Annotated in this window: 20 protein-coding genes, 1 tRNA gene, 1 pseudogene and 1 CRISPR repeat array; of the genes and pseudogenes, 14 read left to right on the top strand and 8 right to left on the bottom strand. The window is 64.5% G+C overall.

Features of this window, described 5'->3' with window-relative positions; translation table 11 throughout:
- Window positions 1-913: 913 nt before the first annotated feature.
- A CRISPR array of direct repeats spans window positions 914-1615; the repeat unit is 29 nt; unit sequence CGGTTCATCCCCACGTGCGTGGGGAACAC.
- A gap of 283 nt (window positions 1616-1898) precedes the next feature.
- Window positions 1899-2813 (top strand): DMT family transporter, encoded by a 915-nt coding sequence (locus tag CCA01S_RS13730; RefSeq protein WP_066459455.1) that lies wholly within the window; start codon window positions 1899-1901, stop codon window positions 2811-2813.
- On the opposite strand, the gene CCA01S_RS13725 is transcribed toward CCA01S_RS13730, so the two are convergent.
- Window positions 2810-3718: a LysR family transcriptional regulator gene (locus CCA01S_RS13725; protein ID WP_066459454.1), complete on the bottom strand. Its 909-nt coding sequence runs from the start codon at window positions 3716-3718 to the stop codon at window positions 2810-2812. The two genes, CCA01S_RS13730 and CCA01S_RS13725, sit on opposite strands and share 4 nt — an antisense overlap.
- A 124-nt stretch (window positions 3719-3842) precedes the next feature.
- Here CCA01S_RS13725 and CCA01S_RS13720 point away from each other — a divergent pair, with 124 nt between their 5' ends.
- From CCA01S_RS13720 to CCA01S_RS13705, 4 genes are all read left to right on the top strand, one after another.
- Window positions 3843-5168: a CitMHS family transporter gene (locus CCA01S_RS13720; RefSeq protein WP_066459452.1), complete on the top strand. Its 1326-nt coding sequence runs from the start codon at window positions 3843-3845 to the stop codon at window positions 5166-5168.
- Between the two features lie 35 nt (window positions 5169-5203).
- Window positions 5204-6571, top strand: a complete 1368-nt coding sequence (locus CCA01S_RS13715; RefSeq protein ID WP_198150023.1) for an acyclic terpene utilization AtuA family protein — start codon at window positions 5204-5206, stop codon at window positions 6569-6571.
- Window positions 6568-6888 carry an AtuA-related protein gene (locus CCA01S_RS13710; RefSeq protein ID WP_066459451.1) on the top strand — a complete coding sequence of 107 codons (321 nt, stop codon included), beginning with the start codon at window positions 6568-6570 and terminating at the stop codon, window positions 6886-6888. Before CCA01S_RS13715 ends, CCA01S_RS13710 begins: the two co-directional genes overlap by 4 nt.
- A gap of 458 nt (window positions 6889-7346) precedes the next feature.
- Window positions 7347-8192: a mechanosensitive ion channel family protein gene (locus tag CCA01S_RS13705; protein ID WP_066459449.1), complete on the top strand. Its 846-nt coding sequence runs from the start codon at window positions 7347-7349 to the stop codon at window positions 8190-8192.
- A gap of 538 nt (window positions 8193-8730) precedes the next feature.
- Here CCA01S_RS13705 and cysE read toward each other — a convergent pair.
- Together cysE and CCA01S_RS13695 are read right to left on the bottom strand one after the other, a co-directional pair.
- Window positions 8731-9321 (bottom strand): annotated as a pseudogene (gene cysE / locus CCA01S_RS15870) (serine O-acetyltransferase); the annotation flags it as partial.
- Window positions 9322-9327: 6 nt separating this feature from the next.
- Window positions 9328-10152: an RNA methyltransferase gene (locus CCA01S_RS13695; protein ID WP_084386780.1), complete on the bottom strand. Its 825-nt coding sequence runs from the start codon at window positions 10150-10152 to the stop codon at window positions 9328-9330.
- A 40-nt stretch (window positions 10153-10192) separates the two neighbouring features.
- On the opposite strand from CCA01S_RS13695, the gene CCA01S_RS13690 reads away from it, so the two are divergent.
- Both CCA01S_RS13690 and CCA01S_RS13685 read left to right on the top strand, forming a co-directional pair.
- Window positions 10193-10963 carry an inositol monophosphatase family protein gene (locus CCA01S_RS13690; protein ID WP_066459443.1) on the top strand — a complete coding sequence of 257 codons (771 nt, stop codon included), beginning with the start codon at window positions 10193-10195 and terminating at the stop codon, window positions 10961-10963.
- Between the two features lie 13 nt (window positions 10964-10976).
- A complete protein-coding gene (locus tag CCA01S_RS13685) occupies window positions 10977-12557 on the top strand; it encodes a TerC family protein (RefSeq protein WP_066459441.1) in 1581 nt (526 codons plus the stop codon).
- On the opposite strand, the gene CCA01S_RS13680 is transcribed toward CCA01S_RS13685, so the two are convergent.
- The 3 genes from CCA01S_RS13680 to CCA01S_RS13670 form a co-directional block, all read right to left on the bottom strand.
- The gene (locus CCA01S_RS13680) at window positions 12542-13315 is read right to left on the bottom strand and encodes a UDP-2,3-diacylglucosamine diphosphatase (RefSeq protein WP_066459440.1); all 774 of its coding nucleotides are present in this window, start codon (window positions 13313-13315) and stop codon (window positions 12542-12544) included. The two genes, CCA01S_RS13685 and CCA01S_RS13680, sit on opposite strands and share 16 nt — an antisense overlap.
- A 128-nt stretch (window positions 13316-13443) precedes the next feature.
- Window positions 13444-13953 carry a peptidylprolyl isomerase gene (locus CCA01S_RS13675; protein ID WP_066459438.1) on the bottom strand — a complete coding sequence of 170 codons (510 nt, stop codon included), beginning with the start codon at window positions 13951-13953 and terminating at the stop codon, window positions 13444-13446.
- 157 nt (window positions 13954-14110) lie between these two features.
- Window positions 14111-14854: a hypothetical protein gene (locus CCA01S_RS13670; protein WP_066459436.1), complete on the bottom strand. Its 744-nt coding sequence runs from the start codon at window positions 14852-14854 to the stop codon at window positions 14111-14113.
- Window positions 14855-14983: 129 nt separating this feature from the next.
- Here CCA01S_RS13670 and cysS point away from each other — a divergent pair, with 129 nt between their 5' ends.
- From cysS to CCA01S_RS13635, 7 genes are all read left to right on the top strand, one after another.
- Entirely contained in the window at window positions 14984-16426 is a 1443-nt protein-coding gene (gene cysS, locus CCA01S_RS13665) for a cysteine--tRNA ligase (protein ID WP_066459434.1), read from the top strand.
- Between the two features lie 7 nt (window positions 16427-16433).
- Window positions 16434-17081: a DNA-3-methyladenine glycosylase family protein gene (locus CCA01S_RS13660; protein WP_066459466.1), complete on the top strand. Its 648-nt coding sequence runs from the start codon at window positions 16434-16436 to the stop codon at window positions 17079-17081.
- Between the two features lie 27 nt (window positions 17082-17108).
- Complete coding sequence (locus tag CCA01S_RS13655; RefSeq protein ID WP_066459433.1) at window positions 17109-18071, top strand: acetyl-CoA carboxylase carboxyltransferase subunit alpha; 963 nt, start codon at window positions 17109-17111, stop codon at window positions 18069-18071.
- 113 nt (window positions 18072-18184) lie between these two features.
- Complete coding sequence (gene tilS, locus CCA01S_RS13650; protein WP_232305130.1) at window positions 18185-19231, top strand: tRNA lysidine(34) synthetase TilS; 1047 nt, start codon at window positions 18185-18187, stop codon at window positions 19229-19231.
- A gap of 76 nt (window positions 19232-19307) precedes the next feature.
- Window positions 19308-20576: an aspartate kinase gene (locus tag CCA01S_RS13645; protein WP_066459462.1), complete on the top strand. Its 1269-nt coding sequence runs from the start codon at window positions 19308-19310 to the stop codon at window positions 20574-20576.
- 100 nt (window positions 20577-20676) lie between these two features.
- Window positions 20677-20769, top strand: a tRNA-Ser gene (locus CCA01S_RS13640).
- Between the two features lie 166 nt (window positions 20770-20935).
- Entirely contained in the window at window positions 20936-22138 is a 1203-nt protein-coding gene (locus tag CCA01S_RS13635) for a tyrosine-type recombinase/integrase (RefSeq protein WP_066459432.1), read from the top strand.
- 70 nt (window positions 22139-22208) lie between these two features.
- Here the strand turns inward: CCA01S_RS13635 and CCA01S_RS13630 are convergent, their stop codons facing one another.
- Window positions 22209-23180, bottom strand: coding sequence for a YagK/YfjJ domain-containing protein (locus CCA01S_RS13630; RefSeq protein WP_180984183.1), 972 nt, complete (start codon window positions 23178-23180; stop codon window positions 22209-22211).
- Window positions 23150-23530, bottom strand: coding sequence for a hypothetical protein (locus CCA01S_RS15710; RefSeq protein WP_146030619.1), 381 nt, complete (start codon window positions 23528-23530; stop codon window positions 23150-23152). The genes CCA01S_RS13630 and CCA01S_RS15710 overlap by 31 nt, the downstream gene beginning before the upstream one ends.
- Between the last annotated feature and the right edge of the window lie 31 nt (window positions 23531-23561).

Here is a 23561-nt window from a genome sequence, read left to right as displayed (position 1 = left end):
TCCCCACGCACGTGGGGAACACTCTGGTACTGCTTCATGGGAAATTTGGGACTGCGGTTCATCCCCACGCACGTGGGGAACACCTGACCAGCCAGTTCACGCGCAACGCCGGGTTCGGTTCATCCCCACGCACGTGGGGAACACAGAAGGGCAACGAAATCGCCAACATCAACCGGCGGTTCATCCCCACGCACGTGGGGATGAACCGTCGTCGCCCTTAATGGCTTTGAAGGTCGATACGTGTTCCCCACGCACGTGGGGATGAACCGCTCGGCGGTGAGGACATGGCGGGCGACGTGCGCGTGTTCCCCACGCATGTGGGGAACACGTCGTCGTTGTATTTGTCAGTCATCGACTGTCGCGGTTCATCCCCACATGTGTGGGGAACACGAAGGTGACTGTCCTGGGCGCGATGCTCGAATACGGTTCATCCCCACGTTCGTGGGGAACACGCGAAGGTCAGGGCATATTTCTGGGCTGCCGTCGGTTCATCCCCACGTGCGTGGGGATGAACCGTAGGCGTGACACCTCGGAGAGACGAGGGCCATGTGTTCCCCACGTGCGTGGGGATGAACCGCCTGCAGGGTATGACGGCCCCGATGCTGGCCCGTGTTCCCCACGTGCGTGGGGATGAACCGACGGCCATCTGGGTGTCCGATAAGAAAGAGGCGTGTTCCCCACGTGCGTGGGGATGAACCGAACTTGTGGGCAGGCGCTATCAGCTTTTTCTCGGTGTTCCCCACGTGCGTGGGGATGAACCGGCTGCAGCGGCAGGCTGGTCTTCGTCCTGGATGTGTTCCCCACGTGCGTGGGGATGAACCGAACGCCGGCGCCGACCTGGCGCAGTATTGGGTCGTGTTCCCCACGTGCGTGGGGAACACGGCGGCATCAACCTCGGGAGTTACGCCGGTTGCCGGTTCATCCCCACGTGCGTGGGGAACACTACTTTGCTCGCCTGGTAGGCGGACGGTGCGGCGGTTCATCCCCACGTGCGTGGGGAACACCAATGGCTGGGGGTGTTCTTGCAAAGTGGTGGCGGTTCATCCCCACGTGCGTGGGGAACACGCCTGCAGTTCCCCGGCACCGGAGAATGCGGCCGGTTCATCCCCACGTGCGTGGGGAACACTGGAACACCCGATTCGAGGAAATCGACGATAACGGTTCATCCCCACGTGCGTGGGGAACACGCGGCGACAGCGGCGGTTCCCGACAGTCCGAGCGGTTCATCCCCACGTGCGTGGGGAACACAAGTTGAGCGCCAACGTGCATCATATTCGTGGCGGTTCATCCCCACGTGCGTGGGGAACACGGTCATTCAGATAGGTTTCAACCTTGTTTTCTCGGTTCATCCCCACGTGCGTGGGGAACACGTCACGGATGAACATACGGCTGTATTCAACGGCGGTTCATCCCCACGTGCGTGGGGAACACAGTTCCAGGCTGGTCAACTGTTCCCACCACGCCGGTTCATCCCCACGTGCGTGGGGAACACCAGAATGCGAATCATGGCGTCAGCCAGTTCCACGGTTCATCCCCACGTGCGTGGGGAACACGAACACGGCCGAGGCTGAAACGCTGCTCAAGGGCGGTTCATCCCCACGTGCGTGGGGATGAACCGGCCATCACACCGCTGCTGCCGCCGCTCACGAAGTGTTCCCCACGTGCGTGGGGATGAACCGTCGTGCCAGAACTCACCGTTCATGTCGCCGTCCGTGTTCCCCACGTGCGTGGGGATGAACCGCCGCGGCGCTGGGCCTCGGCGATCATGTCCGGGTGTTCCCCACGTGCGTGGGGATTACCCGTCCTGCCCCCGCTTCACCCCGCCCAGCAAGCCTCTGGATCATGCACGCTATTCGATGTGTTCTAAACTCCATCCCCCGCACCTCACATTCTTTCCCATGTTCGCCATCTCAACAAAACCCAAACCATCGGCGGCGCGTGGGTATCTGCTCATCCATTTCTGCGTGGTGCTGTGGGGGTTTACGCCCATCATGGGGCGCTTGATCACGCTGGATGCTGTCACGCTGGTGTGGTGGCGCATGCTGCTGGCGTCGGCTGCCTTGCTGCTGCTGCCCGCCACGTGGCGCGGCATTCGCAAGCTGCCCTGGCGGCTGGTGGCGGCCTGCAGCGGGGCCGGTGTGCTTCTGGCGATCACCTGGGCGCTGTTCTACCTGGCCGTCAAGCTCACCAATGCTTCGGTGGCGGCCATTTGCCTGGGCACCACGCCGCTGTTCATCGCGGTGTTTGGGCCCTTGCTGACGCGCCGGCCCTACCAGCGTTCCAACCTGATGTTGGCTGTGGCGGTGATCCCCGGTGTCATGCTGGTGGCGGGGGGAATTCCCCGGGGCATGTACCTGGGGCTTGGCGTGGGGCTGTTGTCGGCGGCGCTGTTGGCGGGCTTCAGCGGCTTGAACAAGCTGCTGGTCAGTCGCACGCAGCCGCTGAGCGCCACCTGTCTCGAGCTGGGGGCGGGGGCCTTGTTTCTCACCCCAGCCATCGGCCTGCTGCCTGCCGCGGAGGCCAGTTTTTCCATTCCGCATGGGCGCGATGCGCTGCTGCTCATTGTTTTTGCCGTCGTGCTCACGGCCTTGCCTTTGGCGCTGCTGCTGGTGGCTTTGCGCTCGATCACGGTGTTCACCCAACAGATGGTCACCAACCTCGAGCCCGTCTATGCGGTCGTGCTGGCGATCCCCGTCCTGGGCGAGCAGCAGCAGCTCGACCTGCTGTTTTACCTGGGGGTCATGGTGATCGTGGGCACTGTCATGCTCGAACCAGGCCTGCAATGGCTGCGTCGGCGGCGCAGGCAGCACTAGTCGCTTGGCGCTGAAAGACGCAGATCCTGGGTCAGCAGCAGCTCGATGAACGCCTGCGCCGCCGCTGACGGCGTACGCCGCTTGGCGGTGATCAGCCCCAGCTTGCGGTGCAGGTGCGGGTTGGCGATGGGCCGGTGCAGCAGGCCGTCACAAGGCGCCGCGTGCAGGGTGGAGAGCGGCAGGATGGCGATCCCCAGGCCAGCGCGTACCATGCCAATGGCCGTTGACAGGTACGCCACCTCGCAGGCGACCTCGATGTCCAGGTTGCCTGCTTCGAGCGCCCGGTGGACGGCTTCCCGGACGCTGGTGCCCGGGCTGGTGAGCACGTGGGGATAGCGGGTCAGGCGGGGCAGCGTGGGGCGCCGCAAGCCGGCCAGCGGGTGCTCTGCCGGAAAGAACACCTGCAGGCTGTCTTCCATCAGTTCACGAAACTGCAGGGCGCGGTCGCGGTTCACCCAGGGGCCGATGCCGAGGTCGGCCTCTTCGTCCTTGACCAGACGCTGCAGCCGGGCGGCGGGCACGTCGGCCACGTGGATGTCGATGCCGGGATGCGCGGCGTGAAACCGGTGGATCAGGGCGGGCAGCCAGGCGGCGGCGATGGAGGGCAGCGCCGCCACCGTCAGGCGGCCGCGCTTGAGCCCGGCCAGGTCGTGCGCCTGTTCGATGGCTCCCTCGAATTCGTCGAGGATTCTTTGCAGCGGGGCGAGCATGTTGCGCCCTTCCTGGCTCAGGCTCACCTGGCGCCGATCGCGGTCGAAGAGGCGCACGCCCAGTTCTTCTTCCAGCTGGCGAATCTGCACGGTCAGGGCGGGCTGCGAGACGTGCAGTGATTGTGCGGCCTGGGTGAAGCTGCCCAGGCGTGCGGCCTGCAGAAAAGCACGAATGTGGCGGAAGCCTTGTCTCATTTGATTTTCAAATTACAGGCATTCAAAAATTTCAATTTTATTATCAAATCGGCCGTCCTAAGCTGTCCTCTCGATTATCGACATAACAAGTCGGCTGGAGCCGACGCATGATCAGGAGACTTCGATGTTGGCACTTCTTGGGCTGATAACGGTACTGGTGCTGTTGGTTGGCATCATGACCAACCGCATGTCCGCGCTGGTGGCCTTGACGGCGATCCCTATTCTGGCGGCTCTGGTGGGGGGCTTTGCGCCTCAGGTGGGCGGCTTCATGGTCACGGGCATCAAGAACATTGCGCCGGTGGCGGGCATGTTCGTGTTTGCCATCCTCTTTTTTGGCATCTTGACCGATGCTGGCACGCTGGATCCCATCATCAATCGTGTACTGCGCATCGCGGGCGACAGCCCGGTGCGCATCGTGGTGGGCACGGCGATCCTGGCCGCCATCGTGCATCTGGATGGTTCGGGCGCGGTGACTTTCATGGTCACGATTCCCGCCATGCTGCCGCTCTACGACCGCCTGCGCATCGATCGGCGCATCCTGGCCTGCGTGGTGGCCATGGCGGCCGGCGTGGGCAATATGCTGCCTTGGGGCGGCCCGGTGCTGCGCGCCGCCGCCGCGCTCGAGGTGCCGGTCATCGATCTGTACCTGCCGCTGATTCCGGTGCAGCTGGTGGGGTTTGCCATGGTGCTGCTCTTTGCCTGGTGGCTGGGGCGGCGCAGCACGCGCGCGGCGGGCTGGGACAGCGGCCATGCCGTCCTGGGCGATCCGACAGCGTCTGACGCAGGTGCAGCGGCTGACGTTTCGCCCGCAGCGCAGGACGATCCGCGGCGGCCCAAACTGTTCTGGATCAACGCCCTGCTGGTCGTGGCCGTTATCGGCAGCATGATTTCAGGCATCGTCGCGCCCGTCGTCTGCTTCATGGTGGGCACCGTGCTGGCGTTGCTCATCAACTACCCCGATGCGCAGCAGCAGCGTGTGCGAATCGATGCGCACGCCAAGGCGGCCTTGCTCATGGCCAGCATTTTGCTGGCGGCGGGCGTGTTCACGGGCATCATGAGCGGCACGGGCATGCTGAAAGCCATGGCGACCTTTGCCGCCGACCATGTTCCGACGGCGGCGGCCACGCACTTGCCTTTCATCCTGGGCTTGCTGTCCATGCCGCTGAGCCTGTTGTTCGACCCCGATTCTTTCTATTTCGGCGTGATGCCCGTGCTGGCGCAGGTCGTGCAGGCGCATGGCGGTGTCGCGGTCGAGGTGGCTCATGCCGCCGCGCTGGGACAGATGACGGTCGGCTTTCCCGTCAGCCCGCTGACCCCGGCCACCTTCCTGCTGGTGGGGCTGTGCGGCCTGGAGCTGGGCGTGCACCAGCGTTTTGCAATTCCTTTCCTGCTGGCGATCTCGGTGGTCATGACCTTGGCGGCAGTGGCGTTCGGCCTCTTTCCGCTCTAGCCGGAAAGGCCGGACAGTTCTGTGGAGTTTGAATCATGGACAAGATGAAGCAGCGCATCCGCCTGGGCTCGGGGGCAGGGTATTCGGGCGACCGGATCGACCCGGCCGTCGAGCTGGCGCGGGACGGCGCGATCGACTATCTCATTTTCGAGTGCCTGGCCGAGCGCACCATTGCGCTGGCCCAGCTGGAGCGCCTGCATCAGCCCGAGCGCGGCTACGACCCCCTGCTCACCGAGCGCATGCAGGCGGTACTGCCCTATCTGCGCGACGCGGACGGCACCCGGCGTTTTCGCATCATCAGCAATATGGGGGCCGCCAACCCGCGCGGGGCCGTACAAGAGGTGTGCCGGGTGGCCACGGCGCTCGGCCTGCACGGTCTGAAGGTCGCGGCGGTGCTGGGCGACGATGTGCTGGACGCCGTGCGCAACGATGCACATACCCTGCTCGACATCGGGATCACGCCCAAGGAATTGGGGAGCGCCATGGTGTCGGCCAATGCCTACCTGGGGGCGGGCGGCATCGTGCAGGCGCTGCAGGCGGACGCCGATGTCGTGATCACGGGCCGGGTGGCCGACCCGGCCCTGTTCCTGGCCCCGCAGGTGCTGGAATTCGGCTTGTCCTGGGACGACTGGCCCGCCTTGGGGCGCGGCACCTTGGTCGGGCATCTGCTCGAATGCGCGGGGCAAGTGACGGGGGGCTATTTTGCCGACCCCGGTTTCAAGGATGTCGCGGGGCTGGCGCGCCTGGGCTTTCCGATTGCCGAAGTCTCGGCCGAGGGCGCGGTGTGCATCACCAAAGTTGCCGGTTCCGGCGGGCGGGTGACGCCGCAGACGTGCAGCGAGCAGCTGATCTACGAGATTCACGATCCGCAGGCCTACCTCACGCCCGACGTCGTGGCGGATTTCTCCCAGGTGGCCTTTCACGAGATTGCACCGGATCGCGTGTCGGCCAGCGGCGCCGATGGCCATCCGAAGCCCGCCACGCTCAAGGTCAGCGTGGGCTACCTGGACGGCTACATCGGCGAGGGGCAGATATCTTACGGCGGGCCGGGCGCGCTCGCCCGCGCGCGGCTGGCGCGGGAGATCGTGCTCGAACGCCTGCCGATGGTGGGGGTGCGCGCCGACGAGGTGCGCGCCGACCTGATCGGGGTGGATTCGCTCTATGGTGCCACGCTGGGCGCCCCGCGGGCCGAGCCCGCCGAGGTGCGCTTGCGCGTGGCGGCACGCTGCGCCGAGCAGCACCATGCCCAGCTGGTGGGCCGCGAAGTCGAAGCTCTATACACCAATGGCCCGGCGGGCGGCGGTGGCGCCAGCAAGCTGACCAAGCAGGTCGTGGCCGTTGCGTCGCTGCTCTGGCCCGCCGAGCGCATCCAGACATCCGTTCACTTCGAGGTCTCGCAATGAAACTACGGCAACTGGCGCATGCGCGCACGGGCGACAAGGGCGATACGTCCAATATTTCCGTTATCGCTTATCGGCACGATGACTACGAACGGCTGTGCGCCGCGCTGAGTGCGGCACGGGTGCAGGCGTATTTGGCCGGGCTTTTCGAGGCGGGCGACGTGCCGCCCGGTTTTCAGGTGCGCCGCTACGAACTGCCGGGCGTGGCCGCCCTGAATTTCGTGGTGACGGGCGTGCTGCGCGGCGGTGTGACCCGCTCGCTGGCCCTGGATGCCCACGGCAAGACCCTGGGCAGCATTCTGCTGGATCTGGACGTCTAGTCGCCGCTGTGGTTTGCACCTATGGGTCAAACTTTCACCAGCGATGATAACTGCCTGTCCTGACAGGTAAAAATCGACTGCTCCAAGACTTGTCCAGCCTCTTGTCCACATTTCGCGTGGACAAGATCCTGCAGGGTGTCAATTTTTGCTCAGCCTGTCTAAGCCCTTGATCCAGCGACGAGTTCAGGGATAACCCTCAGCTTGTCCCTGGACTTGTCCACAGTTGGCGTGGATAAATAGCCTGTCATACCCAAGATATCCCCGTGGTCGTTTTTTGACCAGGGCTCGTAACCGCCTGTTTGGAAACATAAAAATCGACTGCTCCAAGACTTGTCCAGGTTTTTGTCCACATTTCGCGTGGACAAAAACGTCGCAATGATCCCGAACGTCCGACCTATGTTTCAGGCGACGAAGCCGACACGCTAGAATGGGCTTTTTTCCCACCGGGAGCCCGTCTCATGGAACAATTTCGCGCCTTCTGGGCCAGCATGCCCGACTTGCAGCAGTGGTCCATGCATCTGCTCACCACTGTGCTGATTCTGGTGCTGGGCTGGGCCCTGTCAAACGCGCTGGGCCGCTGGGTGCGGCGGCTGGCCGATCATTCCTCGCGCATCGACCCCACCGTCGTGCCTATGCTGCGCAGCATTGCCGTCTGGTCGGTGCGCGTCGTGGTGTTGCTGGCGGTGCTGGCGCGCCTGGGGGTGCAGACGGCCAGCCTGGTGGCCATGTTGGGGGCCTCGGCCTTGGCTGTGGGCCTGGCTTTGCAGGGCACGCTGCAAAATTTCGCCGCGGGCATCATGCTGATTTTGCTGCGGCCCGTGCGGGCGGGTGAATACGTGGCCGTACAGGACAAGGCCGAGGGCACGGTCGATGAAATCGGGCTGTTCATGACCCGCATCGTGCAGTACGACGGTATTCATCTCATCTTGCCCAACTCGCTGGTGTGGGGCAGCCTCATCATCAATTACAGCCGCAATGACAGGCGGCGGCTCGACGTGCTGCTGGCCGTGCGCCATGATGACGACCTCGAACTGGCCATGGCGGCGCTGCGCGATCTGGTGGTGCAGCAGGCGGATGTGCTGGACAGCCCCACGCCGCAGGTGATGGTGATGGAATATCGCGACAGCGCGGTGATGGTCAATGTCCGCGTCTGGACGCCCGCGGCCAAGTACTGGGACGTGCGCTTCGACCTGTATCGCCGCGCGCCCCAGGTGCTGCGTCAGGCGGGCCTGCGCAGCCCGGTTCCCTTGCGCGAAATCCACACGGTGGCCGCCGATGCGCAGTCGGCCCGCCGGGCGGGCTGAGCGTCGGCCCAGCTTGTCGGCGTGGCGCTCCGTCGGCCTGTCGGCCGATGGGCACCGTAGCCGCGCTGCCTGGCCGCGCTCAGTCGTCCACCAGGCGGTTCAGGCGTTCCACGTCCAGGGGCCGTTGGCCGTTTTCGATGCGCTGGCCCAGATCTTCCATGGCCTGGCACAGCTTGTGGATGCGTTCGTCCTGCTGCGCCGTGTGGTTGATGAGTTCGTGCAGCACTTGCAGCAGCGGGTCGTCGTCGGCACGGCCCACCCCGTAGGGGGCGAAGTCGCCCGGCGCGCCGCCGGGGGCGGGGGGCTCGGTCTGACTGCGCTGCAGCAGGTCTTGCAGGGGGGCGGTGATCCATTCAGCGGACTGGTGCGCGGCGGCGGGTGCGGGCCGGGCGGCGTCCGTGCCGACGTTCGCGCCGGGTTCCGTTGCCGGGGTTGCGCGATCTTCGTGTGCCGCGCCCGATGTCTGGGCTGCCGTGTCCTGCGGGGCCGTGGCGGCGGGCCCGGCAGTAGGCTGGTCGCCGGTCAGCGGTGCCACGTCCGGTGACGCCGCGCCCGGTGATGCCACTCCGTTCGCGCCGGGCGCCGGTGTCGGCTCCGCGGTCACTGTATGGTCTTCAGGCAGAATGACGCGCGCCGGGTTGCCCACCGCCGTGGCGCCCGCGGGCACGGGCTTGATGACGACCGCGTTGGAGCCCACCCGGGCGTGGGCGCCCACGGTGAAGCCGCCCAGAATCTGGGCCCCGGCACCCACGACCACGCCTTCTTCCAGCGTGGGGTGGCGCTTCTCGCCCTTGTACAGGCGCGTGCCGCCCAGGGTGACGCCCTGGTAGATCGTGCAGTCGTCGCCCACCTCGGCGGTCTCGCCGATGACCACGCCAAAGCCGTGGTCGATGAAGACGCGCTTGCCGATCACGGCACCGGGGTGGATTTCGATGCCCGTGAAGATGCGCCCCAGGTGCGAGATGAAACGCCCGGCCCAGTACCAGCGGCGCACCCAGAGCGCGTGCGCCAGGCGGTGAATGAGGATGGCGTGCAGGCCCGGATAACAGGTGAGGATCTCGATGCGGCTGCGGGCCGCCGGGTCGCGTTCGTGGATGCAGGCAATGTCTTCGCGGAGCTGGTCAAACATAATGGCTCAGGTTTTGTCCGGTGAGTGGGCGTGCTGGGCGGTGCGGATCATGGCGGTACACAAACCTCGCATCATATCGACTTCGTCGGTAGTCAGGCGGTTGCGCGTGAACATCTGGCGTATGCGAGGCACCAGTTTCTTGGGGTGCAGGGGGTCGAGAAAGCCGACGGCCACCAGGGCTTGTTCAAAGTGATCCAGCAGGGCCTGCACGCGCTCGCTGGCGGCCGGGTCGGCGCCGGGGTCGTGGCGTCCGTGCGTGTCGGGCAGGCGCGCCTCGTGCGTGAGGGGCAGCAGGGCATAGCGCATTTCCCAGGCCGCCAGCTGCAGCGCCTGCGAGACGTTGAGCGAACTGTACGCGGGGTTGGCCGGGATGTGGCAAACCTGCTGGCACAGCAGGATTTCTTCATTGGTGAGGCCCGAGCGCTCGGTGCCCAGCACGATGGCGATCTGCGCGTCGTCATGCGCCAGCTCGCTAGCCGACTGCCGGGCGGCCTCGCGGATGTCGCAGGGGGCCGAGCCCAGCGCCCGGGCGCGGGCCGTGAGGGCAAAGGCCAGCGTGGTGGGAGCAAGGGCATCGGCCAGGCTGGCGTGGATGGTTGCCTGCTCCAGAATGTCCACCGCGCCGCTGGCCAGGGCGTGCGCGTCGGGGTGATGCAGCACGTCGTCGGTGCCGGGGTTCACCAGATGCAGCGCGTGAAAGCCCATCGTCTTGATGGCGCGCGCCGCCGAACCGACGTTGCCGGGGTGGCTGGGGCTGACCATGACGAAGCGTACGCGCGCGAAGGGATTTTGCCCGGAAAGGGCTGAATCGGAGGAAAGTGCTGGAGTCATTTAAAATAGAAGACTTATTACCCGTGATCTTTGGAAACTTATGCATCCGATGCTTAACACCGCCATCAAGGCGGCGCGCCGTGCGGGCGCCATCATCAACCGCGCCAGTCTAGACCTTGAACGTCTGAATGTCGCGCGTAAAGGCCCCAAAGACTATGTCACCGAGGTCGATCGGGCCGCCGAAGAAGCGATCATCGACATTTTACGCACAGCCTATCCCGAGCATGCCTTTCTGGGTGAAGAGTCCGGCAGGCATGGCGCATCCGAGCCCGAATTCCAGTGGATCATCGACCCGCTCGATGGCACCACCAACTTCATCCACGGCTTCCAGCACTACGCGGTGTCCATCGCCTTGATGCACCGGGGGCTGGCCTCGCATGCCGTCATCTACGACCCCACGCGCAACGAGATGTTCACCGCCAGCCGCGGCAGCGGGGCGTTTCTCAACGACCGCCGCGTGCGGGTGTCGTCCTGCCTGCGCTACCACGACGCCTTGCTGGCCTCGCACATTCCCCAATCGACGGCCCTGCCCGCGCACTCGCCCTTCGTGCCCATGCTGGCCGATTGCGCGGCGGCGCGGCGCAGCGGCTCCACCGTGCTCGATCTGGCCTGGGTGGCCTGCGGGCGCCTCGACGGCTTTTGCGGCGTGGGCCTCAAACCCTGGGACATGGCCGCGGGCAGTCTGCTGGTGCTCGAAGCCGGTGGCCTGGTCGCCGACTTCCAGGGCGAACAAGGCTGGCTTGAGTCCGGCAACGTGCTGGCGGCGGGCACCAAGGTGTTTGCCCAGATGATGGCCCACCTGCAAGCCTGAAGGACGCCGCGACATGGAATGGTTGCTGGATCCGGCAGCCTGGGTGGGCTTGTTCACCCTGATCGTCCTGGAAATCGTTCTGGGCATCGACAATCTGGTGTTCATCGCCATTCTGGTCGACAAGCTGCCGCCCAAAGAACGCGACCATGCCCGTGTCACGGGCCTGAGCCTGGCGCTGGTGATGCGGCTCTTGCTGCTCACCCTGATGTCGCACCTGGTGACGTTCACCCGGCCGCTGTTTCACGTGGGTGAAATGGGCTTCTCGGGGCGCGACGTCATCCTCATCGTGGGTGGCTTTTTTCTGCTGTTCAAGGCCACCTTCGAGCTGCACGACCGCATCGAGGGGCGTACCCAGCACGCCACAGGCTCGCGCATCCACGCCGACTTCTGGGTGATCGTCACGCAGATCGTCATCCTGGATGCGGTGTTCTCGCTCGATTCGGTCATCACGGCGGTCGGGATGGTCGATCATCTGGCCATCATGATGGCGGCGGTGGTGATCGCCATGGGCATCATGCTGGTGGCGTCCAAGCCCATCACCACGTTCGTCAATGCTCACCAGACCGTGGTCATTCTGTGCCTGGGCTTTTTGCTGACGATCGGTTTTTCGCTCATGGCCGATGGTTTCAAGTTTGCCGTGCCCAAGGGCTATCTGTACGCCGCCATCATCTTCTCGGTGATGATCGAGGGGCTCAACCAGTGGGCCAAGCGCAACGTGCGGCGCGCCGAGATGCGGCGTCCCTTGCGTGAGCGCACGGCCGAGGCCGTGCTGATGATGCTGGGGCGCAAGCCCTTGCTCGGGCCTGACGTTGAGTCAGACGAGACGGCCGCCTTGCCGATCGAGGCCTTTGGCGACGAAGAGCGCAACATGGTCAGCGGCGTGCTCACGCTCAGCGACCGCAACGTGCATTCGGTGATGACGCCGCGCACCGACGTTTCCTGGATCAATCTCGAAGCCCCGGCGGACGAACTGCGCGAGCAGCTGATCCGCGAACCGCACAGCTTCTTCCCGGTGTGTCGCGGCACGCTGGACGAGGTCGTCGGCATCGGGCGGGCCAAAGAACTGCTGCTCGATCTCATCGAGCAGGGCTGCATCCGCGAGAACCGCCTGCGCGAGCCCATCATCGTGCACGAAACCATCGAAATCCTGCAGCTGATGGAAACCCTCAAGCGGGCGCACGGTCTGCTGGTGCTGGTGGCCGACGAGTTCGGCTCGATCGTGGGGGTGGTCACCCCCATCGACATCTTCGAGGCGATCGCGGGCGAGTTTCCCGACGAGGACGAAGCCCCCGACATCATCGATCAGGGCCACGGGCGCTGGCGTGTGGACGGCGCCGCCGACCTGCATCACCTTGAGCAGATCCTGCACACCGACGGCCTGGTGGACGAGGACGAGGAATACTCCACCATCGCCGGCTATCTGCTCAGCCGTTTTGGCCGCCTGCCCGAGGTCGGCGACCAGTGCGAACTCGTGCACGACTACGACGCCTTCCGCTTCACCGTCGCCGCCCTGGAGGGCCGCCGCATCGCCGCCGTGCAGATCGAGCGCCTGGCCCCCCAAGAATCCCCCGACGCCCCTCAATCCCTCCATTGATGCGCCCGAATCCCCTCGCCGTCCACACTGATCCATCCCCCCCGCACCGGTTGGGCATGATCGAACTCCCAGTCGGGCAGCACGTAGCGCCATCCTTCATGGCCGTTCAAAGACACCCGATGCACAGCAGGCCGGTGCGTATGCCCGTGTATCAGCACCAGACACCCGGCTGCGGCTAAAGCCTGCGCCACCGCCTGCGCGTTCACGTCCATCATCTGCAGCGTCTTGTGGCCGTGCGCCTGACGGCTGCGCTGGCGTGCCCATCGGGCGATGGCGCGGCGCAGCTGCAGGGGCAGGGCGAGAAACAGGCGCTGGATCCAGCGGGTGTGGACGATGCGCCGGAAGCGCTGGTAGGCGGGGTCGTCCGTACAGTATTCGTCGCCGTGGGCCAGCAGGATGGGGCCGGCGTCGGTGGCCAGGCGCAGTGGTGCCCGCACCAGCCGCGCGCCCAGGGCCTGCGCCAGCGCCTCGCCCATGAGGAAATCGCGGTTGCCGCTGATGAGCCACAGCGGGATGGTTGCGGCGGTCTGGCGCAGCGCGCCGAGCGCGGCCTGCAGCCAGGCTGGCGGGTGGTCGAGGGCGTGATCATCGCCGATCCAGGCGTCGAAGATGTCGCCCAGCAGGATCAGGGCCTGCGCCTGTGCGCGCGCCTGGGCCAGAAAGGCGTAGAAGGCGCTGGCCGTCCGGGGGACGGCTGCGCCCAGGTGGATATCCGAGGCGATCCAGATCGTGCCCGGCAGGGCGGCGGTGTCGTCCAAATCACCCGGCAGCGCCGCTGCGCTGTCTGGATGCCCTGGCGGGGCTGGCGCGACGGGGCCCGCCCGGCCGGGTTCGGCCGTCGCGTCCGGGGCCGGATTGCCTTTCAAGATTGCCTTGCAATACCGTCTTATTCAACCACGGTGGCGGTTTCGATCACCACGTCTTCCACCGGGACGTCTTGGTGAAAGCCTTTGTTGCCGGTCTTCACTTTCTTGATTTCATCGACGACTTCGGTGCCTTCGATGACGCGGCCAAAGACGGCGTAGCCCCAGCCGTTGGACGTGGGTGCGGTGAAATTGAGGAAGTCGTTGTCGGCCACGTTGATGAAGAATTGCGCAGTGGCCGAGTGCGGATCGGAAGTGCGGGCCATGGCCAGGGTGTAGCGCTCGTTTTTCAGGCCGTTGTTGGCTTCGTTCTCGACGGGGGCGTGCGTCTGTTTTTGCTTCATGCCCGCTTCAAAGCCGCCACCCTGGATCATGAAGTTGTTGATCACCCGATGGAAGATCGTGCCGTTGTAGAAGCCTTCGTTCACGTAGGTGAGAAAGTTTTCGACGGTCTTGGGAGCCTTGTCGGCATTCAGCTCGATCAGCATGTCACCCTTGTTGGTGTGCAGCTTGACGTGCGGGTTGGTGCTCATGGATTTGCCTTGTGAAGAGTGATTGGGGCCGGAAGCGGCGCCTGCCAGGCCGGGAGCCATGACCAGGGCGCAGCCTAGACCAAGAACGCGCATCCAGGGCAGGACGCGAGACGAAGAAAGTACGGAGGGCATGACGGTGAACCGGAAGGAATGAAGGTTAGCGGGCGGCGGGCGGGACGGCGGCGCCGGGCGGGCTGATGGTGTCTTGCGGCGTGCGCTGGCTGGTGGCCGGGGCCGCCGCCGGGGAGCCTGCCGTGGGCGTGCCGCCTTGGGCGGCGCGTGCCTTGGCGAAAGATTCTTGTGCCAGCGCCATCTGCACGTGGCCCAGGTTTTCGAGCGCCGGAGCAAACGCGGGGTCGGAGGCCAGCGCCATGTTGAGGGCGTTGCGCGCCATGAGCAAGCGGCCCTGGCGGGCGTATTCGATGGCCAGGGCGTTCCAGGGTTCGGGCAGTTCGGGGTAGTTTTCCGTCATGTCCTGCCACAGGGCCGCCGCCTGCGCGTGCTCGCCCAGCGCATCGAGCGCCCGGCCTTTCTGGTATTGCAGTTGTACGTCGGTGCCGATGGTGCCCGCGTCCGCCCGGGCGGTCTCGCGTTCGTGGATGATCTTGAGGGCTTCTTGCGCGCGCTTGCCGTCGATGAGCGTCGCGATGTGGTCGGTGACCTGGGATGCCGTGAGCGGGATGGCCGTATTGACCGTCGGCGTGGCTTTTTCGAGCAGGTCGGCGAAGGCTTTCCAGCCGCCGTCGGGTTCTGTCGGCAGGGTGAATTCGCCTGTGTTCGCGTTGAAGTCCAGGTCTTGGACAGCGGCCGCGGACGCGTTAGCATCAGGGGGCGCGCCCAGGGCAGGCCCCGCGGCCAGACCGGCGCAAAGCGTTATAACAGTCAGAAAAACACGAATCACGGCACTCGGCGCCTACGGTAGGGGTTCAGGGATTGGGCCAGGGGACGGTATACTTGGCAGTTCATTTTACATCCCCTCGCGTCGCCACAAGCCTGGCGCGGGGTGAGTGCTTGACCTTATCCATCCGACATGCTGCACATTTATAACACCCTTTCGCGTCAGAAAACCCCGTTGCAGACAGTCGAGCCGGGGGTCGTGCGCATGTACGTCTGCGGCATGACGGTGTACGACTTCTGCCATCTGGGGCATGCGCGCATGCTGGTCAGTTTCGACGTCGTGCAGCGTTGGCTGCGGGCCTCGGGCTACCAGGTGCGCTACGTGCGCAACATCACCGACATCGACGACAAGATCATCCGCCGGGCGGTCGAGCGCGGCGTGCCCATCCGCACGCTCACCGAATTCTTCATCGCCGCCATGCACGCCGACGAGCGCGCCCTGGGCGTACAGGCGCCCGACGCCGAGCCGCGCGCCACCGAACACGTGGCGGGCATGCTCGACATCATCCGCGTGCTGCAAGACAAAGGCCTGGCCTATCAGGGGGCCGATGGCGACGTCAACTTCTCGGTGCGCAAGTTTCCGGGCTACGGCAAACTCTCGGGCAAGTCGCTCGACGACCTGCGTGCGGGCGAGCGCGTGGCCGTGGCGGCGGGCAAGCAAGACCCGCTCGATTTCGTGCTCTGGAAATCCGCCAAGCCCGAAGAACCCGCCGATACCCGCTGGGATTCCGCCTATGGGCCGGGGCGCCCGGGCTGGCACATCGAATGCTCGGCCATGAGCCGCGACCTGCTGGGCCTGCCACTGGACATCCACGGCGGCGGCCCCGACCTTAAATTTCCGCACCACGAAAACGAAATCGCCCAAAGTGAAGGCGCCTTTGGCGGCACGCTGGCCACGGCCTGGATGCATTGCGGGCCCATGATGGTCGATGCCGAAAAAATGTCCAAATCGCTGGGCAATTTCCGCCGCATCCGCGACACCGTCACGCAAGACACCGCCGACGACGTGGCCGACTATACGGCCAATCCGCGCGAGGCCGAGATGCTGCGCTTCTTTCTGGTGCGCAGCCACTATCGCAGCGTGCAAAATTACACGCCCGACAATCTGCAAGACGCGCAAAATGCGCTCGACCGCCTGTACCAGACCCTGCTCAACGTGCCGCCCGCCGCCGTGGTCATCGACTGGGCGCACCCTCAGGCGCAGGCCTTCAAGGCCGCCATGGACGACGACTTCAACACCGCGGGCGCCATTGCCGTGCTGTTCGATCTCGCCAATCAGGCCAACCGCGAATCCAGCGCGCAGGCCAGCGGGCTGCTGCAAGCGCTGGGCGGTGTGCTGGGCCTGCTGCAAGTGCCGCCGCGGCATTATCTGCAGTCGCCGACCCGGTTTCTGCCCGGTGGCGCGCAGGCGGGCGGGCTCGACGCCCAGGCCATCGACGCCCTGGTGGCCGAGCGCGCCCAGGCCAAGGCCGCGCGCGACTTTGCCCGGGCCGACGCCATCCGTGAACAGCTGCGTCAGCAGGGGGTCGAGCTGGCCGACGTGGCCGGCGGCCAAACCCAGTGGCGCCGGGTGTGACATGGACATGCGTTACTCTGATGCCCAGCGCCAACGTCCCGCCTATTGGTCGCAAGCCTGCGAAGAGCTGATCGCGCGCGACCGCATCCTGCGCAAGCTGATTCCGGTGTACGCCGACGAGTGCGTGCAGGCGCGCCACGGCCCCTACCAGACGCTCATCCGCATCATCGTGGGGCAGCAAGTGTCTCTCGCGCTGGGTCACAAACTGTGGCATCAGCTGCTGCAGGCCTGCGGCGCCGAACTGCTGCCCGACTGCATTCTCAGCCATTCCGAAGCCCAGCTGCGCGCTTTGGGGCTGTCATTGCGCAAAGCGCAGTACGTGCGCGATGCCGCCGTATTCTTTCAGCAGGCGGGTCGGCTCGATCCCGCCTGGTGGCAGCCGCAAGACAACGCGGCCATCGTGTCCCAGCTGTGCGAAATCCGCGGGGTGGGGCGCTGGTCGGCCGAGATGTTCCTTATCTTCTTTCTCGGGCGCCCCGACGTGCTGCCGCTCGACGATACCGCCCTGCTCAAGGCCATTTCCCACCATTACTTCAGTGGCGAGCCCGTGTCGCGCTTCGAGGCGCGCGAAGTAGCGCAGGCCTGGGCGCCGTGGCGCACGGTGGCCAGCTGGTATCTGTGGCGCAGCATGGATGCCGCTGCCGTCGAATATTGATCTTTCCATTTCGGAAACCTTTTTCTCATGCGAAATACTTTTCTTGAATTTGAACAGCCGCTGGCCGAACTCGATCAGAAGATCGAAGAGCTGCGTTACGTGCAGACCGACTCGGCGGTAGACATTTCCGAAGAAGTCAGCCGCCTGCAACAGAAAAGTCAGTCTTTAGCCAAGAACATCTACGCCAAGCTCACGCCGTGGCAGACGGCGCTGGTGGCGCGCCACCCGCAGCGTCCTTACACGCTCGATTACGTGCAGGCGCTGTTCACCGATTTTCACGAGCTGCACGGCGACCGCATGTATGCCGACGACCAATCCATCGTCGGCGGCCTGGCGCGCTTTAACGGCACACCCTGCATGGTCATCGGCCACCAAAAGGGGCGCGACACCAAAGAGCGCGCCATGCGCAACTTCGGCATGCCGCTGCCCGAGGGTTACCGCAAGGCCTTGCGCCTGATGCGCCTGGCCGAGAAATTCCGCCTGCCCATCTTCACCTTCGTCGATACGCCGGGGGCCTACCCGGGCGTGGGCGCCGAAGAGCGCGGCCAGTCCGAGGCCATCGGCCACAATCTGTTCGCTATGGCCGGCCTCAAGGTGCCCATCATCGTCACCATCATCGGCGAAGGCGGTTCGGGCGGCGCCCTGGCCATTGCCGTGGGCGACACCGTCATGATGCTGCAGTACGCCACCTATTCGGTCATCTCGCCCGAGGGCTGCGCGTCCATCCTGTGGCGCAGCGCCGACAAGGCCGCGACCGCCGCCGAAGCCCTGGCGATCACCGCGCCGCGTCTCAAAGACCTGGGGCTCGTCGATCGCGTGGTCAACGAGCCGGTGGGCGGCGCGCACCGCGATCCGGCCACCATGTCGCGCCAGCTGCACCGCGCGCTGGCCGATGCGCTGCGCGAGCTCTCCAGCCTCGACGTCGATGAACTGCTGCAGCGCCGCATGGCGCGCATTTCGGCGTACGGGCGCTTTCAAGAAGCCCGCTGAGCCGTGTTGCCAACCTGGCCTTGCGGGGCTCCGGCGCCCGTCGGCCTGGCCCCGGCCGGGTTTGTGCGTGGGCGCGGGTATGATCGTGACGGTTCCATGATGCAGGCCGCGCAATGATGGCCGACGGTGCGGCGTCCGCGTGGCGCCACGTCTGCGACGACGGCCTGCTGGCCGACGTGCGGCAAACGCTGTCGGGGCTGCCCGCCGCGACGTCCGTAGGGCTGGCGCTCAGCGCCGGGGCGGATTCCGCCATGCTGGCCTTGCACCTGGCGGTGCAGGCGGCGCCAAGCGGGCACCCCATCCATTTTTTCCATGTACATCATGGCCTGCAGGCGGCCGCCGACGGCTGGCTGGCGCAGGCGCACGGCCTGGCCCGACTGCTGGGCGTGCCTTGCCACAGCCGCTGGGTGCGCGTCGCCATCCAGGGCACCGGCATGGAAGCCGCCGCCCGCGCCGCCCGCTATGCCGCCTTGGCCGGACTGGCGGCGCAGGCCGGTGTGACGCACGTGCTGTTGGCTCACCACCAGGACGACCAGGCTGAAACCGTCCTGCTGCGCGCCTTGCGCGGGACGGGGCCGCTGGGGCTGGCGGCAATGGCCCCGGCCATGCGGCGCGACGGCCTGGTCTACCACCGTCCCTGGCTGGCGCAGCCCCGCGCCCGCATCCTGCAGGCTGCCGCGCGGTTTGCCGCCGCCTCGGGCTGGCAGCCGGTGCAAGACCCCAGCAACGCCGACCCCCGCTACAAGCGGGCCGCCGTGCGCACCCAGCTGCGCCCGGTGCTGGACGCGCACTGGCCGGCCTGGCGCCAGACCCTGTCGCGCCACGCGCGCCAGGCGCAAGCGCTGGCCAGCTGGGTGCAGGACATGGCTGCGGCCCAGTGGCAGACGCTGGATCCCGCCGGGAATGGCGCCAGCTTTTCATTGGCTGCCTGGCGCGCCCTGCCCGCCACGCATCAGGTGCAGATGCTGCGTTTCTGGCTGCAGCGGCAAGGTCTGCGCATGCCCACCGAGGCGCGGCTGTCGGCCTGGCTCAAGCAGCTGCGCGAAGTGCATGCCCTGGGGCACGATCGCCAGGTATGCCTGCGCCATGAACAGCATTTGATCGTGGTGCGCAAGGGTCGTGTCGCACTGCTGCCGGAAACATCCGCGAAAGCCAGTTAGAATAATCAGCTTGGTTTTCTTTTTGGCCGCCTGCGGCGCCCTTGGATGGGCGGGCAGCGATTCTCACCTTCTCATCATCATGCTCATCGTCCAGAAATACGGCGGCACCTCCATGGGCTCCGTCGAACGCATTCAGAACGTCGCCCGGCGCGTGGCCAAATGGCACGCCGCCGGCCACCAGGTCGTGGTGGTGCCCTCGGCCATGGCGGGGGAAACCAATCGCCTGCTGGGCCTGGCCAAAGAAATCTCGCCGCAGCCCGATTTGCGCGAGCTCGACATGCTGGCCGCCACCGGCGAACAGGCCAGCAGCGCCCTGCTGGCCATCGCGCTCATGCGTCAGGGGGTGGCGGCGCGCAGCTACGCCGGCTGGCAGGTGCCGGTGCGCACCGACAGCTCGTACACCAAGGCGCGTATCCAGTCCATCGACGACACGCGCGTGCGCACGGACCTCGATGCGGGCCGCGTGGTCATCATCACGGGCTTTCAGGGCATCGATGACGACGGCCACATCACCACCCTGGGGCGCGGGGGGTCGGATACCTCGGCGGTGGCCGTGGCGGCGGCCATGAAAGCCGACGAATGCCTCATTTTCACCGACGTTGATGGTGTCTACACCACCGATCCGCGCGTGGTGCCCGAGGCCCGGCGCATGAACGTCATCTCTTTCGAGGAAATGCTGGAAATGGCCTCCCTGGGGTCGAAAGTCCTGCAAATCCGCTCTGTTGAATTCGCGGGCAAATACCAGGTGCCCCTGCGCGTGCTGTCCTCGCTCACCGACCCCATGATCCCGGTGGACGAAGAGATGGTCTCGGGCACGCTCATTACTTTCGAGGAAGATCAGAAAATGGAAGCCGCCGTTGTCTCCGGCATCGCCTTTAGCCGCGACGAAGCCAAAGTCACCCTGCGCAATGTGCCCGACACCCCGGGCGTGGCCTATTCGATCCTGGGGCCGGTTGCCGCCGCCAACATCGATGTGGACATGATCCTGCAGAACATCTCCCAGCAGGGCATGACCGACTTCTCCTTCACGGTCAACCGCAACGATTTCGTGCGCACGCTCGATTTGCTCAAGAACCAGATCGGCCCCACCGTGGGGGCGGGCGAAGTGGTGTCGGATGAAAAAGTGGCCAAGGTCTCCATCGTCGGCATCGGCATGCGCAGCCACGTGGGCGTGGCCAGCCTGATGTTCCGTACACTGGCTGAAGAGGGCATCAACATCCAGATGATCAGCACGTCCGAGATCAAGACCTCGGTGCTCATCAACGACAAGTACATGGAACTTGCCGTGCGCGCCCTGCACAAAGCGTTTGAACTCGACCACGAACCGGTCAAGGAAGAGGCCTGAAGCCCCGTGGTGTTCCGTGCCGTGCTGCCAGCCCGGCTGGCATGACTGCCGCCGGGACGACAACACGGCCGAAATCCTGTGCTATGATGCCGGTCTTGCTGGAGACGTGGCCGAGTGGTTGAAGGTACTCCCCTGCTAAGGGAGCATGCGGCTTATACCCGCATCGAGGGTTCGAATCCCTCCGTCTCCGCCAGCGAACCATCCAAGAACGTCCAAGACGGTCTTGAAAGCCCTAGAGAATCAACGCTCTAGGGCTTTTTCTTTGCCAGGATCGTCCAATGCAGACTATTGCGATCCAGGACGATTAGGGGTAGTTTTGGGGGTATCCAGCTATGCCTCCCAATTCAGATACCCCCACGATGCCTCTGACCGATCTCCAAATTCGCAAGGAAAAGCCCGCAGAAAAGCCACGCAAGCTCTCGGATGGGGGCGGCTTGTACCTGCTCGTCAACCAGACGGGCAAGTATTGGCGCTGGAAATATCGCTTCGAGGGCAAGGAGAAGGTCATGGCGCTGGGGGTATACCCCGAAGTCACCCTGGCAGAAGCCCGAGAAGCGCACCAGAGGGCGCGAAAGCTGCTGGCGACAGGGGTAGACCCCGTCGCTGACCGCAAACAGCAAGCGACGCAAGCCAAGACGACTTTTCAGCAGGTCGCACAGGCTTGGTGGAAGCATTGGTCGCCGACCCGAAGCGCACGACATGCCGGGTATGTCATGCGCCGGTTGGAGGCGGACGTATTTCCAGTCCTGGGTAAGCGGCCAGTCGATGAGATTCAGGCTCCCGAGCTGGTGCGGATGACCAAGGCGATTGAGGAACGAGGGGCGCTCGACATTGCCAAGCGTTCTTTGCAAACCTGCGGGCAGGTGTTCCGCTATGCCATCGCGCATGGGCATGCAACCCGAAACCCTGCGACGGAGATCCGGCCCGGTGACATTCTGACGGCGCGGAAGAAGCAAAATTATGCCCGTCTGGATGCCAAGGAGCTTCCCGCCTTGTTGCGGCATATCGAGGTCTACCAAGGCAGCAGCGTGACTCGTCTGGCGATGAAGCTCATGGCGATGACGTTCGTTCGTACCAGCGAGTTGATTGGAGCACGCTGGGAGGAGTTCGACCTAGACAATGCGCGTTGGGACATTCCTGCCAGTCGGATGAAGATGAAGACCCCGCACATCGTTCTGCTGTCGCATCAGGCGGTGCAGTTGCTCCGCAATTTACAGACCCTGACAGGGCATCGTGCCTTGTTGTTTCCGGGTGAGCGGAGTCACGAAAAGCCCATGTCGAACAACACCATCCTCAAGGCGCTGGAGCGGATGGGGTACAAGGGGCGGATGACCGGCCATGGATTCCGAGGTATTGCCTCAACCGTGCTGCATGAGCATGGCTGGCCTCACGAACACATCGAACTGCAACTGGCGCACCAAGAGCGCGACGATACGAGCGCCGCGTACAACCATGCGCTGTATTTGAAGCCCAGGGCTGAAATGATGCAGTGGTGGTCGGACTACCTGGATCGGAGTGTGACCGGTGCGGTCGTGCTGGACTTCAGGGGGGATGCGGCGTAGAGCGAATAAAAACGCATATCCAAAATGGTTCCCCGGGCGGCGGGAACCATTTTGGATGGCAGCTATTTACCTAAGTGACGGCATCCGTCAGGCTGCTTGGGCTGTCGGGTGCCTCGTTGGGTAGGTGATCCATCCCCTTGGTACGTGGTCGCCCGGTGCGCCTGGGCAGGGGGCTTGGCAAGTGTCCTGTCATGAAGGTTTTGGACTTGGGCGATGCCTTCACTCGGACGAACTGATCTTTCTTTGCCAAGTACATCAGTGTCCGCATCAGGTTGCGGCGCTTTTCCGCATCATGGTGGTCAATCTGGCCCGTCCCCGGATACTTGTAGGAACCCCGGTTGCAGTTGTGGTAGTAACCACGTCCGCCGGTGATTTCTACCCAGTATTGGCCGATCTGGTCGCCCAGCCATTCGTGCTGTCTGTGTGAGCCATCGAAAATCAGCGCTACATGCAGATGGTGGCCTCCCGTACTGCTGAATTCGATGGAGGTCACATAGCCGACCATGTGCCGGAATAGGGACGGCTTGCCGCGCATGTTGTCCTTGAAGTGCCGCCAGTCTTCCGTCACGGTCAAGATGTCAACACGGGGCAGGTCGTCACAATAGCCGTTCAGCGGTTCATCTTTGGAAAAGGCTATGTACTCCCGTGCATTGCGGTCTTGCAGGTGTTGGTGCCAGTCCAATGCTTGCTCCTCGTCCTGGCACGCCGCTTGACGATACATCAGGTCAAGGCGAATCACCAGGAGACGCGCATAGCGGTCGTGTAAGGCGTTGATGTAGACTTTCAGCCGCTTGGCGTTCTCGTCGGCGTTACGTTGCCAGTTCTTGATCAATCGCTGGATGCCGATACGGTCGCCTTCCGCACGCAGATCCATCACGAAGTCGTTGCGGACCAGTGCTACGCTGACATCGCTTCCGGTGTCAGACAATCCACAGTATTGGCGCACCCGATGCAAGGCGTAGACGCGGTGGAACAGAGTGAGGTCAGGGGATAGCGCCAGTCCGTCGAAGATCAGACGGCTGAAGCAGGGTAGTAAGTCCATGAAATACGCCATCTTGCCAGGGATGGCGATGAGCGTTCCGTCAGGATTGCTTTTGATTGCGCGTAAGGGAGATCGTGTGTGTCGATGACATGCTGCATGAATTCAATCTGAGCGATCAGGCCCTTCACGCTGATGCCTATGCGATAGGCCTTGCCATCCAGGCCATAGGTTGTGCTCATGTTGCGTTCAAGGTTCTCGATGATGCTTGGCACATCGGATCGTTCACCATGGCTGGTGTCAGCCTGGATATCGTTATCAGCATGGTTTTGCTGCATCGGATCATCAGCTTGCAGATCTTCGACAGGGTCATTGATCATTTCTCTGTCGTTCTCGTCGATCATGACTTTCATTTCATAATTCCTATTGGATTTATTAAATATA

Origin of the sequence: Castellaniella caeni NBRC 101664 (assembly GCF_001592225.1) — a bacterium.
GTDB classification, from domain to species: Bacteria; Pseudomonadota; Gammaproteobacteria; order Burkholderiales; family Burkholderiaceae_B; genus Castellaniella; species Castellaniella caeni.
Note: the sequence above shows the minus strand (reverse complement) of the source record. Positions and strands in the feature narration are given on the sequence as shown.